Here is a 14,207-nt window from a genome sequence, read left to right as displayed (position 1 = left end):
CAAGGGCGCGCCGTCGTTGTTTCATTCCGTACGAGAAGCCGTATTACATGTCGCGTTGGCGTCCCCCTGCAGAAAAGAGCACCGCGCTGATCACCGCCGCCGGCCATGCACGCTTGAAGGCCGAGCTGGATGACCTGTGGCGTGTGCGCCGACCCGAAGTGGTGAAAGCGCTGGCCGCCGCAGCAGCAGAGGGGGATCGCTCGGAAAATGCCGAATACACCTACCGCAAGAAGCAGCTGGGCGAGATTGATCGACGCGTGCGCTACCTGACCAAACGCCTGGAATCACTGCGCGTGGTCGACACCACGCCGACCGATCCGCAGGCGGTGTTCTTCGGTGCGTGGGTGGAGCTGGAGAACGTGGACAGCGGGCAGACCAGCCGCTATCGCATCGTCGGGCCGGATGAGACCGATGCCGGACTGGGCTGGATCAGCATCGACTCGCCGTTGGCGCGGGCCCTGTTGAAGAAGCGCCTGGATGATGAGTTTTCGGTGGAACTGCCTAGCGGTCACCACACCTTTGCGGTGATCGGTGTCGAGTACGAGGCTGCGGCCAAGGGCTGAGCCTCCAGCGGACAGTGGTGCTCAGCCGAGCATCGGCCCGGCTCTACAGCGGCAGCGGTGGCGGGTAACGACGCCCGTCGCGCAGAGGGCGGAAGTAGTCGTCGTTCGCGTAGAAGGCTGGCGCCTGACCGGCATGCCAGCCCGGAATGCCCGCCATTGGCAGCGGACGTAGCTCCAGAGGGTCGAGCAGCACCCTGCCCTCGTCGATGGCCTGGGCGACCGCGCCGATGCAACCCGCATCGTCATCGCCCTGCAGCACGATGCATTTACCCACCAGCAGCCGCCCCGGCAACAGCGCCTGCTCCATCAGCGCATGACCAAATACAGCGGCAATGGCAATCCGCCCTGACTGCCAATGGATCGGTTCGAACAACGTGCGCCAATCGTGGGCATCCCAGCTCGCCAGCAACGCCGGATCGCGCACGCGCACCACCACGCCGGTTTCATCGAACTGGGTCAGCGCGGCCTGCGCGCGGTTGCGCTGCCCTGCGGCCATACCCTCGATATGCCGGCATTGCTGCGTGTTGAGTGCGCGCTTGATCGGCAGGTAGCGTGCCCAGGCCAGGGCATTGAACAGGTCGTGCCAGTTCTCGGCACGGGTTGCGATGCGCCCTTCGGCGATGCGCGTTTCGTAGTGCAGGCCGTCGGCCAGCAGCGCCGCATCCTGCTCGACAAAGCGCTTGCCCGACAGCGCCAGGCGCGCGTCCAGGTCGGACACGCGCGGCCAGTCCACTGCCGCCAGCAGGTCACCGAATTCCGCGACACCGGCAAACAGCGGATGATCGAATGCAGCCCGATCCACCGCCGTGCGCAGCGGTGCTACGAAGCGGCGTGGGCCGCTATCAGCAGCCTTTGCTCCGGTCACAGCACCTTGAGGTCGAATGCCGGGCGCGTGGTCGGCGGCAGTGCGTCGCCGTACAGATCGTGCTCGTCGCTCTCGGTGATTTCCACGTCGACGAACTCACCCACGCGCAGCGCAACCTGGTCGGCGTTCTGGATATGCACCAGGCCGTCGATCTCCGGCGCATCGGCCTTGGAACGGGCCACCGCGATATCGCCTTCGATGGCATCGACCAGGCATTGCTGCACCGTGCCGATCTTGGCTTCCAGACGCGACGCCGAAATCTGCGCCTGCTTTTCCATGAAGCGCGCCAAGCGCTCCTGCTTCACTTCTTCCGGCACCGGGTCCGGCAGGTTGTTGGCCGTGGCGCCCTCGACGGGCGAGTAGGCGAACGCACCCACGCGATCCAGTTGCGCTTCGTCCAGGAACGACAGCAGCTCTTCGAACTCAGCCTCGGTTTCCCCCGGGAAACCGACGATGAAGGTGGAACGCACGGTGATGTCCGGCGCGATACGACGCCAGTTCTGCACGCGCTCCAGGGTCTTCTCGACCGCGCCAGGGCGCTTCATCAGGCGCAGGATGCGCGGGCTGGCGTGCTGGAACGGAATATCCAGGTACGGCAGGATGCGGTTCTCGGCCATCAGCGGCACCACGTCATCGACGTGCGGGTACGGATAGACGTAGTGCATGCGCACCCATGCATCCAGCTCGGACAAACCTTCGCACAGTGCCTTCAAGCGGGTCTGGTAGGCCTTGTCGCGCCACATCTTCTCGGCGTACTTCACGTCCACGCCGTAGGCAGAGGTGTCCTGCGAAACCACCAGCAGTTCGCGCACGCCGCCGCGCACCAGGCGCTCGGCTTCGCGCAGCACGTCATCGACCGGGCGCGAGACCAGCTTGCCGCGCATCGAGGGAATGATGCAGAAGCTGCAATGGTGGTTGCAGCCCTCGGAAATCTTCAGGTAAGCGTAGTGACGCGGGGTCAGCTTGATGCCGTAGTCCGGCACCAGATCCACGAAGGGATCGTGCTTGGGCGGCAGCGCCGCATGCACGGCTTCCATCACGCTCTGGTAGTCCTGCGGCCCGGACACCGCCAGCACGTTCGGGTACGCCTCACGGATCTGCTCGGGGCGCTTGCCCAGGCAGCCGGTGACGATGACCTTGCCGTTCTGGTTCATCGCCTCGCCGATCGCATCCAGCGATTCGGTCACCGCCGAATCGATGAAGCCACAGGTGTTGACCACCACAACGTCGGCCGAATCGTAGGACGGCACGATGTCGTAGCCTTCCGACCGCAGCTGGGTGAGGATGCGCTCGGAATCGACGAGGGCCTTCGGGCAGCCAAGGCTGACGAAGCCGACTTTGGGGTTCAGCTGGGACATGGAATCGCGGGACTCTGGGGGCCTGGGCCCCTGCCGGCATGGCAGGGGGACCTGGGGGCCGGGGCCTGAAAGGGCGCCAGTATACCGGGGTTGGACGGCCGCCTCTGAATCGCGTGAATCGCCCGATCCCGCACAACCGCTGACATCGCGCTAACCCGCCAAACACCGACAATGCAGGCCTGCCCCCTGCAACGAGGTACACCCCGATGTCCGAATGGATCACCCTGGATACGCATCATGGCCCGGTCCGCGCCTGGCAGGCGCTGCCCGAAGGCACCCCGCGTGGCGGCCTGGTGGTGGTGCAGGAGATCTTCGGCGCCAACCCGCACATCCGCGGCGTCGCCGAGCGCTTCGCGGCCGAGGGCTATGCGGTGCTGGCGCCGTCGTTTTTCGACCTGGTCGACGGCCCCGAGGCCGATCCGGACGCCCTGCCCTACAGCCCTGAAGGCGTAAAGGATGGCCTGGAACGGGTCACTGCCCTGGGCATGGAGAAGGCACTGGAAGTGGTCCGCGCCGCCGCCACCCGGCTGGCCCCGCACGGCAAGGTCGGCACGGTGGGCTACTGCTGGGGCGGCAGCGTCGCGCTTCTGTCCGCGCTGCGCCTGGGCCTGCCCTCGGTGAGCTACTACGGGGCGCGCAACGTGCAGTTCCTGGAGGAAACACCGAAGGCCCCGGTGATGTTCCACTTCGGCGCGCAGGACAAGAGCATCCCGCCGGAGGCGATCCAGGCCCACCGCGAGAAGCTGCCGCAGATGGCGACCTACGTCTATCCCGCCGACCATGCCTTCAACCGCGAGGTCGGACATGCGTATGATCCAGACAGCGCCGCCCTGGCGCTGCAACGCACCCTGGACTTCTTCTCGGAGCATCTTGGATGAGCGATTTCGAACTCGATTCACGCCTGGCCACCGATAGCGTGCTGGTAGCCGAAGGCCCGTTGTCGCAAGTGCGACTGATGAACGACGAACGATTCCCCTGGCTGGTCCTGGTGCCGCGCCTGCCCGGGGTGACCGAGTGGATCGAGCTGGACGGCGAGCAGCAGGACAAGCTGCGCACCGAGCTCAACCGCGCCTGCAAGGCCCTGCATGGTTCCGACGGGGTGGAGAAGATCAACATCGGTGCGCTGGGCAACATCGTGCGGCAACTGCATTTCCACGTGATCGGACGCCACGACGGCGATCCGGCATGGCCGGGACCGGTATGGGGCAGCGGCCCGGCGCACCGCTATGAGCCGGCCGCGCTGGACCAGCATGTCGCCTACTGGAAGGAACGGCTAGGATATCCGGCCCATTCCTGAGCCAGTGCCGACCCGATGCGATTCAATATCGTCGCCGCCATCCTGCTGATCCTGATCGGCCTGTTCATGCTGGCCAGCAACCTGGGCTGGACCAACCTGAACCTGTCGCGCCTGCTGTTGACCTGGTGGCCGCTCGGCCTGGTGGCCGTGGGCATCGCGATCCTGTTCGGTCGCGGCAAATAAGCAAAGGCGGCGCATGCGCCGCCTTTGTGATCACGGAAAACGCAGGGCGTCGCCCGGCGCTACCTTCAGGTGCGCGGCAAGGTCACGCCGGTCTGGCCCTGGTACTTGCCGCCGCGGTCCTTGTACGAGGTCTCGCACACTTCATCGGACTGGAAGAACAGCATCTGCGCCACGCCTTCGTTGGCGTAGATCCGCGCCGGCAGCGGCGTCGTGTTGCTGAATTCCAGGGTCACGTGGCCTTCCCACTCCGGCTCCAGCGGGGTCACGTTGACGATGATGCCGCAGCGCGCATAGGTGCTCTTGCCCAGGCACACCACCAGCGTGTCGCGCGGAATGCGGAAATACTCGACCGTGCGCGCCAACGCGAAGCTGTTCGGCGGAATGATGCACTCGTCACCGACGATATCGACGAAGCTGCCCGGATCGAAATGCTTGGGGTCGACGATCGTCGAGTTGATGTTGGTGAACACCTTGAACTCGCGCGAGCAGCGCACGTCGTAGCCGTAGCTGGACGTGCCGTAGCTGACGATGCGCTCGCCGTTGACCTGCTTGACCTGCCCGGCCTCGTACGGCTCGATCATGCCGTGCTGTTCGGACATCTGGCGGATCCAACGGTCACTCTTGATGCTCATGCTCTGTCCTGGGTGCAAGGGGGCGCGAGGATTCTAACAGGGGGCCGGGCGTCACCGCCGCAGCCCCGCCAGCGGGCCCTTACAGCAGCGAGGACAGGATCGGGATCGAGGCGCGCGGGCGCTTGCCCACCTCCTCGACCAGACGCTGGGCCGCGCGATGGTAGGCCTGGGCCGCCGCCGAATCCGGCTGCGCGGCGGTGATCGGGGTGCCGGCATCGCCCTGCTCGCGGATGCCGATCTGCAGCGGCAACGACCCCAGCAGCGGCACGCCGTACTGCGCCGCCATGCGCTCGCCACCGCCCTCGCCGAACAGATGCTCCACGTGCCCGCAGTTGCTGCAGGTGTGCACGGCCATGTTCTCGACCACGCCCAGCACCGGCACCTCCACCTTCTCGAACATCTTCAGCGCCTTCTTCGCATCCAGCGTGGCGATGTCCTGCGGCGTGGTGACGATCACCGCGCCGGCCAGCGGGATCTTCTGCACCAACGTCAGCTGGATGTCACCGGTGCCCGGCGGCAGGTCGATCAGCAGGTAGTCCAGATCGTCCCACAGCGTGTCTTCGAACAGCTGGGTCAGCGCCGCCGTCGCGCGCGGTGCGCGCATGATCAGCGGCGTTTCGTCCTCGACCAGATAGCCGATCGACATGGTGTCCACGCCGAAGGCACGCATCGGCTCGATGCTCTTGTTGTCCGGACTTTCCGGGCGACCGGACAGGCCCAGCATCGCCGGCACGCTGGGGCCGTAGATATCCGCATCAAGCACGCCGACGCGCGCGCCGAGCTGCTGCAGGGCAACGGCGAGATTGACCGCCGTGGTCGACTTGCCGACACCGCCCTTGCCCGAGCCGACCGCAATGACATTGCGGATGCGGGCATGTGGCGTCAGTCCCTTCTGGACCTGGCTGGCATGGGGGCGGCGGGGAGAACTGTTCACAACGGGCACCAGCGGTATCGAGGGGGATAACCCAACATCATACAAGCTGGACGTAGCCTGACTGAAATTCAGGATTGCTACAGATTCGTGCACAGATTGTTAAGTTCATGTTACGTTCGCTGAGCACTGGTTTTGGGCTGCGTTGCTGGTTGTACGGCACGCACGATGGCGCATGCGCAGTGCCGTACTCGTATTTGCTCTCTGAACGGAACTACATGAAAGACCTTCGCAATTCCGCACGTCGCAACACCCTCGCTGTCGCCTTGATCTCCGCCCTGGTTGCCGCCTCGCCGGCAATGGCCCAGGACAAGGCCACCAACCTGGACAAGATCACCGTCACCGGTTCGCTGATCCCGCAGACCCAGGTTGAGACCCAGACGCCGGTCATGACCATCAGCGCCGAAGCGATCCAGTCGCGCGGCTTCAACAGCGTCGCCGAAGTGCTGCAGCAGTCCTCGCTGACCACCGGCGGCATCCAGGGCGGCCAGACCTCCGCCTCGTTCACCCAGGGCGCTGAAGCCGCTGGCATGTTCGGCCTGAATCCGGGGTACACCAAGTACCTGATCAACGGCCGCCCGATGATGTCCTACCCGGCGCTGTACAACGGCGGCGACGCGTTCAACAACATCAGCGGCATTCCGATCGACATCGTCGAGCGCATCGAAGTCCTGCCGGGTGGCCAGTCCTCCCTGTACGGTTCGGACGCGATCGCCGGCGTGGTCAACATCATCCTGAAGGACCACATGGAAGGCGGCAGCCTGTCCGTGCGTGGCGGCACCACCACTGAAGGCGGCGGCAGCAGCTTCCGCATCAGCGGCGCCCACGGCTTCTCGGCGCTGGACAACCGCTTCAATGCACTGGTCAACGTGCAGATCGAAAGCAGCAACCCGATCTGGGGCTACCAGCGCGACCTGACCAAGCAGAACAACACCCACGGCTACACCGCACAGCTGCCGTCGAACGACTTCGCCGTCATCGACGCCAAGACCAATGCGCTGTACATGATGGACCCGAGCAACTGCGCCAACGTCGCCGGCCAGTTCGATGGCACCACCGTGCTGGCCAACCGCCCGACCGGCCAGTCCTGCGGTTCGGTCTTCGGCGCCGGCTACAAGACCCTGAAGAACGGCAAGGACAGCGGCCAGTTCTACTCGTCGATGACCTTCGACGTGAACGACAACTTCCAGCTGTTCGCCGACGTGCTGTACAGCAAGGAAAAGACCGAATACACCTCCGGTTCGAACTACCTGTGGTGGGGCACCAAGAGCGGCATGGGCGGCTTCTACGACCAGGCGTCGGGCAAGCTGGTCAACCTGCAGCGCGCGTTCGCTCCGGAAGACATCGGCGGCGAAGGCTACAAGGGCATCCTGAACAACGACAAGAGCCGTTCCTACCAGGTCACCCTGGGCGGCAAGGGTGCGGTCGGCAACTGGGACTACAGCCTGAGCTTCACCCGCGGCGAATACCGCCTGGATGAAAGCAAGTTCCAGCGCTTCGGCAATGCCATCAACAGCTACTTCGCCGACAAGGTGCTGGGCCCGCAGCTGGGCACCAAGGATGGCTTCGGCATCTACAACACCAACTGGGGCGCGTTCTACTCGCCGATCGCGCCGGAAGACTTCGCTGGCTTCACCGGCTACACCACCAACCATGCCCGCACCTGGCAGAACCTGGCACGTGCGCAGGTCACCAACGGTTCGCTGTTCGCGCTTCCGGGCGGTGACGCCGGCCTGGCCGTGGTCGTCGAAGGCGGCAGCGAAGGTTGGGACTACAGCCCGGACCAGCGCCTGCTGGACGGCGATGTGTGGGGCTCGTCGGCTGTTGCCGGCAACGGCCATCGCAGCAACTACGCGGTGACCAGCGAGCTGCGCATGCCGCTGCTGGAGTCGCTGACGGTGACCGCTTCGGGTCGCTATGACGCCTTCAAGATCGCCGACAACACCGTCGACAAGGCCACCTACAGCGTGGGTGTCGAGTTCCGTCCGATCGAAAGCCTGCTGTTCCGCGGCAAGTACGGCACCGCCTTCCGCGCGCCGACCCTGCCCGACGCGTTCCAGGGCCGCAGCGGCTACTACGCTGCCAACTCGACCGACTACTACCGTTGCGGCGAGCTGGGCTACGTGCCGGGCAACACCGACGCCTGCCGCTACGCGGACAGCGTCTCGGTCTACTCCGAGCGTGCCGGCAACCCGGACCTGGAGCCGATCACCGCCGACGTCTGGAATGCGGGCATCGTCTGGGCGCCGATGGCGAACCTGTCGATCTCGGCCGACTACTACAACTGGAAGATCGAGAACGAAGTCGATACGGCCAGCACCGACCAGCTGCTGCTGGCCGAGTACTACTGCCGCAACGGCCTGCCGAACGGCTCCTCGGCCACCTGCCAGAACGTGGCTGACTGGGTCACCCGTGATTCGGCCGGCAACCTGAGCTCGCTGTACACCCCGAAGATGAACGTGGCCCGCCAGAACCTGCAGGCCGTGACCGTCGGCTTCAAGTACCTGCAGGACATCGGCCGCTTCGGTGCGCTGCAGTTCTCGGGCAACTACACCAACATGCTCAAGCGTGAAGTGCAGGCGCAGCCGGGCGAGGCCTTCCAGGACCTGCTGGGCAACCCGAAGTCGATGTGGAACTACGACAGCTACGCCAAGGTCCGTTCCGACGCGTCGGTGGCCTGGTCGCTGGACAAGTGGACCACCACGCTGTACGCCAACTACATCGGCCACACCCCGAACTACCTGGCAGGTCTGAACGGCTACGAGTACACCCATGCCGCGTCGGGCTACAAGGCAGGCAAGTGGGCTTCGTACACCACCTACAACCTGAGCGTGAACTACCGCGTGCAGGATGACCTGACCCTGTCGCTGATGGTCAACAACGTGTTCAACAAGATGCCCGAGCAGCAGGCCCACAGCTACCAGGGTACTTCCGGCACGCCGTTCAACAACTACCTGTACAACGTCTACGGCCGCACCATGTACGTGCAGGCCAAGTACGACTTCGGCAAGTAATCCCGTCGTTTTCCGGGTTTGATTCCGGACCAGGCCCCGCTTCGGCGGGGCCTTTTTTTGCCGCGACATACGCGCATCGATCAGCGCATGAATATCTCGATTGTTAAATGCCCTATCGTTTACCAGATATTCATTAAGCCACACTCGGCAAATTCGTACCGATGTCGCAACAAATTGTTTTTAAAGATTTTTTTATTAACTCACCGCGAGCGATTGCGGGAGCGCGACAGAGCCGCGAAAAACAAGTTAAGCGTGTGTTACGTTCGAAAAACGCCGCCGTTCTGCATCTACAGGCTGCTGAACCATCCATGAGTTCCCAGGAAAGGGAAAACGCGTTTCTCACGACCACACGGAGTACCGCATGTCTCGCAATGGCTTCCCGCGTCACCCGCTCACCCGCGCCGTCCTCAGCGGCCTGATCCTGGCCAGCAGCAGCGCGACCGCGCTCGCCCAGGACAACACCCCCACCGATCTCGGACGCGTGACCGTCACCGGCTCACTGATTCCGCAGACGCAGATCGAGAACCACACGCCGGTATTGACCGTCACCGCGGAGGATATCCAGACCCGCGGCTTCACCAGCGTGGCCGAGGTGCTGCAGCAGAACTCGCTGACCACCGGCGGCCTGCAGGGCGGCCAGACTTCCGCTTCGTTCACCCAGGGCGCTGAAGCCTCGGGCATGTTCGGCCTCAGCCCCAGCTACACCAAGTACCTCATCAACGGACGGCCGATGCTGTCCTACCCTGCCCTCTACAACGGCAGCGACACTTTCAACAACCTCAGTGGCATCCCGATCGACATCGTCGAGCGCATCGAGATCCTGCCCGGCGGCCAGTCGTCGCTGTACGGTTCGGACGCAATCGCCGGTGTGGTCAACATCATCCTCAAGGACCGCATGGACGGCGGCGTGCTGAACGTACGCGGCGGCGGCTACACCGAGGGCGGCGGCAACGATTTCCGCGTCAGTGGCGCACATGGTTTCAACGCCTTCGATGACCGCTTCCACGCGCTGGTCAACGTGCAGTACGAGAAGAGCAGCCCGATCTGGGGCTACCAGCGCGACCTGACCAAGCAGAACAACACCAAGGGCTATACGCCGCAGGTTCCCACCAACGACTTCCTGGTCTACCTGCCGGACCAGCAGAACGCTTACGTGATGATGGACCCGAGCCGCTGCGCCAATGTGGCCGGCCAGTTCGGCGGCACCACCGTACTTGGCACGCGTGCCGTCGGTGAATCCTGTGGCTCGCCCTTCAGCGCCGGCTACAAGACGCTGAAGAACGGCAAGGAAAGCAGCCAGATCTATTCGTCGATGTCCTTCGACGTCAACGACAACTTCCAGCTGTTCGCAGACGCGCTCTACAGCCTGGAAGAAGTGCAGTACACCGCTGGTTCGGGTTATGCCTTCTGGGGTAGCGATGTGGGCTTTGGCGCCTTCGTCGACCAGGCCAGCGGCGAGTACATGAACCTGCAGCGCGCGTTCGCGCCCGAGGACATCAGCAGCGCTGGCTACCGCGACATCATGAGTACCGACCGCAACAAGGCCTACCAGGTCACACTGGGCGGTCGTGGCAACGTCGGCAACTGGGACTACAGCGCCAGCTTCAGCCGCGGCGAGTACAAGCTGACCGAGCGCAGTTTCGCGCGCTGGGCCAACGAGATCGACAGCTACTTCGAAGACCGTGTGCTGGGCCCGGTGCTGGGCGTTACCGACGACGGCTACAACATCTACAACCCGAACTGGGGCGCGTTCTATTCGCCGCTGCCGGCGGGTGATTTCCAGACCTTCACCGGTTTCACCTACAACAAGAGCCGCACCTGGCAGAACCTGGGCCGTGCGCAGATCACCAACGGTTCGCTGTTCAAGCTGCCCGGCGGCGATGCAGGCCTGGCCGTGGTGGCCGAAGCCGGCAGCGAAGGCTGGTCGTATACACCGGACCAGCGGCTGCTTGATGGCAGCGTATGGGGCACCACCTCGGTTGCCGGCGCCGGCCATCGCAGCAACTATGCGCTGACCAGCGAACTGCGCATGCCGCTGCTGGAGTCGCTGACCGTGACCGCCTCGGGTCGCTACGACGCCTTCAAGATCGCCGACAAGACCGTCGACAAATCGACCTACAGCATCGGCGTGGAATTCCGCCCGATCGAAAGCCTGCTGTTCCGCGGAAAGTACGGCACCGCCTTCCGCGCGCCCAGCCTGTCCGACGCGTTCCAGGGCCGCAGCGGCTACTACGCCAACAGCTCGGTGGATTACTACCGCTGTGGCCAGTTGGGCTTCAACCCCAGCGACACCGTGGGCTGCCCGTACGCCAATGAATCGGTGTTCGGCGAACAGTCCGGCAACCCCGACCTGGAAGCAATCACCGCCGATGTCTGGAACGCCGGCATCGTGTGGGCCCCCATCAACAACCTGTCGGTGTCGGTCGACTACTACAACTGGAAGATCAAGAACGAGGTCAACACCCTCAGTTCCGACCAGTTGCTGCTGGCCGAGTATTACTGCCGCAACGGCCAGACCAACAACACCTCGGCCAGCTGCCAGAACGTCAGCGACTGGATCACCCGTGACGGCACCGGCAAGCTGGAGCAGATCTACACCCCGAAGATGAACATCGCCAGCCAGAACCTGCAGGCGGTGACGGCCAGCTTCAAGTATGTGCAGGACATCGGCCGCTTCGGTGCGCTGCAGTTCTCCAGCAACTACACCAACATGATCAAGCGCGAACTGCAGCCGCAGCCGGGCGACGACTACCTGGACCTGCTGCGTGATCCGTACGCGATGTGGAACTACGACCAGTACGCCAAGGTACGTGCAGATGGCGCGGTGGGCTGGGCGAAGGACAAGTGGACCACCACGCTGTACTTCAACTACATCGGCAAGACGCCCAACCGCATGGCGTACCTAGGCAAGGGCTACGACTACGTGCATCCGTCGGGCTACGAGGCCGGCAAGTGGGGCTCGTACACCACCTACAACCTCAGCGTGAACTACCAGGCGATGGACAACCTGACCCTGTCGATGATGGTCAACAACGTCTTCAACAAGATGCCCGACGGCCAGGCCCACAGCTACGCCGGTAACATCGGTGCGCCTTACAACAGCAACATCTACAACCCGTACGGCCGTGCGATCTACGTGCAGGCCAAGTACGAGTTCGGCAAGAAGTAAGCCACCCGCACTGCAGCGCCTGAGACCCCGCTTCGGCGGGGTCTCTTCGTTTGGGCTGCCACCGGACAACGGACCTCTTCACGCTGAGTTGACGGAATGCTGGGCTTCGTTCATCTTCAGGTCATGTTGCCGTGCTCTGCCACAAGGAACCTCTGATGATGCAACCCCGTTACAAGTCCGCCCGCCTGGGTACCGCCGCCACGCTGCTGCTGGGACTGTGCATCGGCAACGCCGCTGCCGCGCCACTGCCCGCAGAGGATTTCGCCAAGATTCCCGCACTGCAGTCGGTCACGATGAGTGCCGACGGCAAGCAACTGGTCGCCATCATCGCCGCCCCCGGCAGCAACAATGCCGATACCGCGCTGGCCAACTGGAACCTGGACAACCTCGCCGCGGGCCCGGTGGCCATCACCCCGTCCGGCGATCGAATGAAGTTCATCGCTGCCAGTGCACTGAAGGCGGGGCGGAACCTGGTCATCAGCCGCCAGGAGTGGACCGGCAAGCTGGGCGGCTGCGGCGAAGGCAACAGTACCGGCGCCACCAAGACCTTCCTGACCAAGGCCTACCTGACCGACGCCAGCCAGGCCAAGTTCGACGAGGCCTTTGCAAGCAACACGCGAACCCTGGGCGTCAGTGCCGATACCCTGCGCTGCCTGGAGCTGGCCGGTACCGCTTCGCTGGTGCACCTGCTGCCGTTGGACCCGGACCGGGTCATCATCAACCAGCTCAATGAAGCCACCCTGCAGGCCAACTACTACCGCTTCAACCTGCGCACCGGCCAGACCGAACTGCTGTTCAAGGGCAGCTCGCGCACGACCCCGGGCCTGTTCCACCCGCGCACCGGCGAAGTGGTGACCCAGACCCAGATCGAATCCAGCGGTTCAGAAGATTTCGAACAGCGCGTGCTGATCAAGAACGGCGCCGGCCAGTTCGAGGTGCATGCGCCGCTCACCACCAAGCTGAGCGAACGCTACACGGTAGACGTGGTCGGCATCGACGATGACAGCGGCAAGCTGTATGTGCTGACCGACCAGTTTTCCGATCTGGTACAGGCCCGCCTGTACGACCCGATCAAGAAAGAGTTCGACAAGGAGCCATTGGCCGCCCACCCGACCTTCTCCATCAGCTCGCTGATCCTCGGCACCCGCAAGAGCAACTTCAACCAGGTGCTGGGCTTCTACATTGATGGACCGCAGCGCCAGGCGATCTATGTCGACCCGCAGATGAAGGGCCTGCAGGAAGGCCTGCAGAAGGCCTATCCGGGCCTGACCGTCTACATCACCGGCTACAACGACGACCTCTCGCGGGTGCTGTTCACCACCGAAAGCAACCGCAACCCGAAGAGCTATTACATCCTGGCCGACCGCAAGGACGTGATGCCGCTGGGCAACGAACGCCCGTGGGTGGACAGCAAGCAGATCGGCGAGCAGCGCTGGGTGACCTACACCGCCCGTGATGGCCAGCAGATCCCGGCAATCCTCGACCTGCCGGCAGGCTGGAAGCAGGGCGACGGCCCACTGCCGGCACTGGTGCACCCGCACGGCGGGCCGTGGGCGCGTGATTACACGGGCTGGGACGTGTCCGGCTGGGTACCCTTCTTCACCTCGCGCGGCTACGCCGTGCTGCGCCCGCAGTACCGGGGCAGCTCCGGCCTGGGCCGCAAGCTGTGGCTGGCCGGCGATGGCCAGTGGGGCCAGAAGATGCAGGATGACAAGGACGATGGTGCCGCCTGGCTGGTGTCGCAGGGCATCGCGGCGAAGGATCGCATCGCGATCTTCGGCTACTCCTACGGCGGCTTTGCCGCGGCCGCAGCCACCGTGCGCAGCCCGTCGCCGTACCAATGTGCCATCGCCGGTGCACCGGTCACCGACCTGGGCCGGCTTGGCACGTCCTGGAGCCAGAACCGCCTGCAGCGCATCCTGCAGGGCCGCACGGTGAAGGGCATGGACCCGATGCAGAACACGGCCAAGGCGACCATTCCGCTGCTGACCTTCGTCGGCGACCGTGATGTGCGCACGCCGGCGTTCCATGCCCGCAATTTCTACTCCGCCGTCCAGGGCAAGGTGCCGGCCAGGTTCGAACTGATCCCCGACATGCCGCACAGCATGCCGTGGTACCCGCGCCACTTCCAGACGACCCTCACCCTGATGGCCGACTACCTGGCCAAGGACTGCGGACCAGGCGGCCTGTAACCC

At 64.2% G+C, this 14,207-nt stretch carries 11 protein-coding genes; 7 read left to right on the top strand and 4 right to left on the bottom strand.

What is annotated here, in order from left to right; translation table 11 throughout:
* The first annotated feature begins 47 nt into the window (after positions 1 to 47).
* Positions 48 to 563 carry a transcription elongation factor GreB gene (greB, locus tag HUT07_RS05375; protein ID WP_176020061.1) on the top strand — a complete coding sequence of 172 codons (516 nt, stop codon included), beginning with the start codon at positions 48 to 50 and terminating at the stop codon, positions 561 to 563.
* 43 nt (positions 564 to 606) lie between these two features.
* On the opposite strand, the gene HUT07_RS05370 is transcribed toward greB, so the two are convergent.
* Both HUT07_RS05370 and rimO read right to left on the bottom strand, forming a co-directional pair.
* On the bottom strand, positions 607 to 1,428 hold the full coding sequence (locus tag HUT07_RS05370) for a DUF3025 domain-containing protein (RefSeq protein ID WP_176020060.1): 822 nt from the start codon (positions 1,426 to 1,428) through the stop codon (positions 607 to 609).
* Complete coding sequence (rimO, locus tag HUT07_RS05365; protein WP_100553120.1) at positions 1,425 to 2,786, bottom strand: 30S ribosomal protein S12 methylthiotransferase RimO; 1,362 nt, start codon at positions 2,784 to 2,786, stop codon at positions 1,425 to 1,427. Before rimO ends, HUT07_RS05370 begins: the two co-directional genes overlap by 4 nt.
* 206 nt (positions 2,787 to 2,992) lie before the next feature.
* Between rimO and HUT07_RS05360 the strand changes: the two genes are divergently transcribed.
* From HUT07_RS05360 to HUT07_RS05350, 3 genes are read left to right on the top strand one after another with little or no spacing between them, the layout of a single operon-like run.
* Positions 2,993 to 3,664: a dienelactone hydrolase family protein gene (locus HUT07_RS05360; RefSeq protein ID WP_176020059.1), complete on the top strand. Its 672-nt coding sequence runs from the start codon at positions 2,993 to 2,995 to the stop codon at positions 3,662 to 3,664.
* Complete coding sequence (locus tag HUT07_RS05355; RefSeq protein ID WP_176020058.1) at positions 3,661 to 4,083, top strand: HIT family protein; 423 nt, start codon at positions 3,661 to 3,663, stop codon at positions 4,081 to 4,083. The genes HUT07_RS05360 and HUT07_RS05355 overlap by 4 nt, the downstream gene beginning before the upstream one ends.
* Before the next feature lie 15 nt (positions 4,084 to 4,098).
* The gene (locus HUT07_RS05350; protein WP_025876120.1) at positions 4,099 to 4,266 is read left to right on the top strand and encodes a DUF5668 domain-containing protein; all 168 of its coding nucleotides are present in this window, start codon (positions 4,099 to 4,101) and stop codon (positions 4,264 to 4,266) included.
* A 65-nt stretch (positions 4,267 to 4,331) separates the two neighbouring features.
* Here HUT07_RS05350 and dcd read toward each other — a convergent pair whose 3' ends face one another.
* Together dcd and apbC are read right to left on the bottom strand one after the other, a co-directional pair.
* Positions 4,332 to 4,898, bottom strand: a complete 567-nt coding sequence (gene dcd, locus HUT07_RS05345; RefSeq protein ID WP_089236335.1) for a dCTP deaminase — start codon at positions 4,896 to 4,898, stop codon at positions 4,332 to 4,334.
* Between the two features lie 79 nt (positions 4,899 to 4,977).
* The gene (gene apbC, locus HUT07_RS05340; protein ID WP_176020057.1) at positions 4,978 to 5,832 is read right to left on the bottom strand and encodes an iron-sulfur cluster carrier protein ApbC; all 855 of its coding nucleotides are present in this window, start codon (positions 5,830 to 5,832) and stop codon (positions 4,978 to 4,980) included.
* Positions 5,833 to 6,047: 215 nt separating this feature from the next.
* Here apbC and HUT07_RS05335 point away from each other — a divergent pair, with 215 nt between their 5' ends.
* The 3 genes from HUT07_RS05335 (at position 6,048) to HUT07_RS05325 (ending at position 14,204) form a co-directional block, all read left to right on the top strand.
* Positions 6,048 to 8,843, top strand: a complete 2,796-nt coding sequence (locus tag HUT07_RS05335) for a TonB-dependent receptor (RefSeq protein ID WP_176020056.1) — start codon at positions 6,048 to 6,050, stop codon at positions 8,841 to 8,843.
* 361 nt (positions 8,844 to 9,204) lie between these two features.
* Positions 9,205 to 12,012, top strand: a complete 2,808-nt coding sequence (locus HUT07_RS05330) for a TonB-dependent receptor (protein ID WP_176020055.1) — start codon at positions 9,205 to 9,207, stop codon at positions 12,010 to 12,012.
* Positions 12,013 to 12,170: 158 nt separating this feature from the next.
* A complete protein-coding gene (locus tag HUT07_RS05325) occupies positions 12,171 to 14,204 on the top strand; it encodes a prolyl oligopeptidase family serine peptidase (protein WP_176022483.1) in 2,034 nt (677 codons plus the stop codon).
* Positions 14,205 to 14,207: the final 3 nt, after the last annotated feature.

It is taken from the genome of Stenotrophomonas sp. NA06056, assembly GCF_013364355.1.
In the GTDB taxonomy this organism is placed as follows: domain Bacteria; phylum Pseudomonadota; class Gammaproteobacteria; order Xanthomonadales; family Xanthomonadaceae; genus Stenotrophomonas.
The sequence above is the reverse complement of the archived record's forward strand: the minus strand, read 5'-3'. Positions and strand labels throughout refer to the sequence as shown.

Excerpts from the sequence above, each read along its gene's own strand:
- greB (WP_176020061.1), top strand. The coding sequence starts at position 48 with ATGTCGCGTTGGCGTCCCCCTGCAGAAAAGAGCACCGCGCTGATCACC.
- rimO (WP_100553120.1), bottom strand. The coding sequence starts at position 2,786 with ATGTCCCAGCTGAACCCCAAAGTCGGCTTCGTCAGCCTTGGCTGCCCG.
- HUT07_RS05360 (WP_176020059.1), top strand. The coding sequence starts at position 2,993 with ATGTCCGAATGGATCACCCTGGATACGCATCATGGCCCGGTCCGCGCC.
- HUT07_RS05355 (WP_176020058.1), top strand. The coding sequence starts at position 3,661 with ATGAGCGATTTCGAACTCGATTCACGCCTGGCCACCGATAGCGTGCTG.
- HUT07_RS05350 (WP_025876120.1), top strand. The coding sequence starts at position 4,099 with ATGCGATTCAATATCGTCGCCGCCATCCTGCTGATCCTGATCGGCCTG.
- dcd (WP_089236335.1), bottom strand. The coding sequence starts at position 4,898 with ATGAGCATCAAGAGTGACCGTTGGATCCGCCAGATGTCCGAACAGCAC.
- HUT07_RS05335 (WP_176020056.1), top strand. The coding sequence starts at position 6,048 with ATGAAAGACCTTCGCAATTCCGCACGTCGCAACACCCTCGCTGTCGCC.
- HUT07_RS05330 (WP_176020055.1), top strand. The coding sequence starts at position 9,205 with ATGTCTCGCAATGGCTTCCCGCGTCACCCGCTCACCCGCGCCGTCCTC.
- HUT07_RS05325 (WP_176022483.1), top strand. The coding sequence starts at position 12,171 with ATGCAACCCCGTTACAAGTCCGCCCGCCTGGGTACCGCCGCCACGCTG.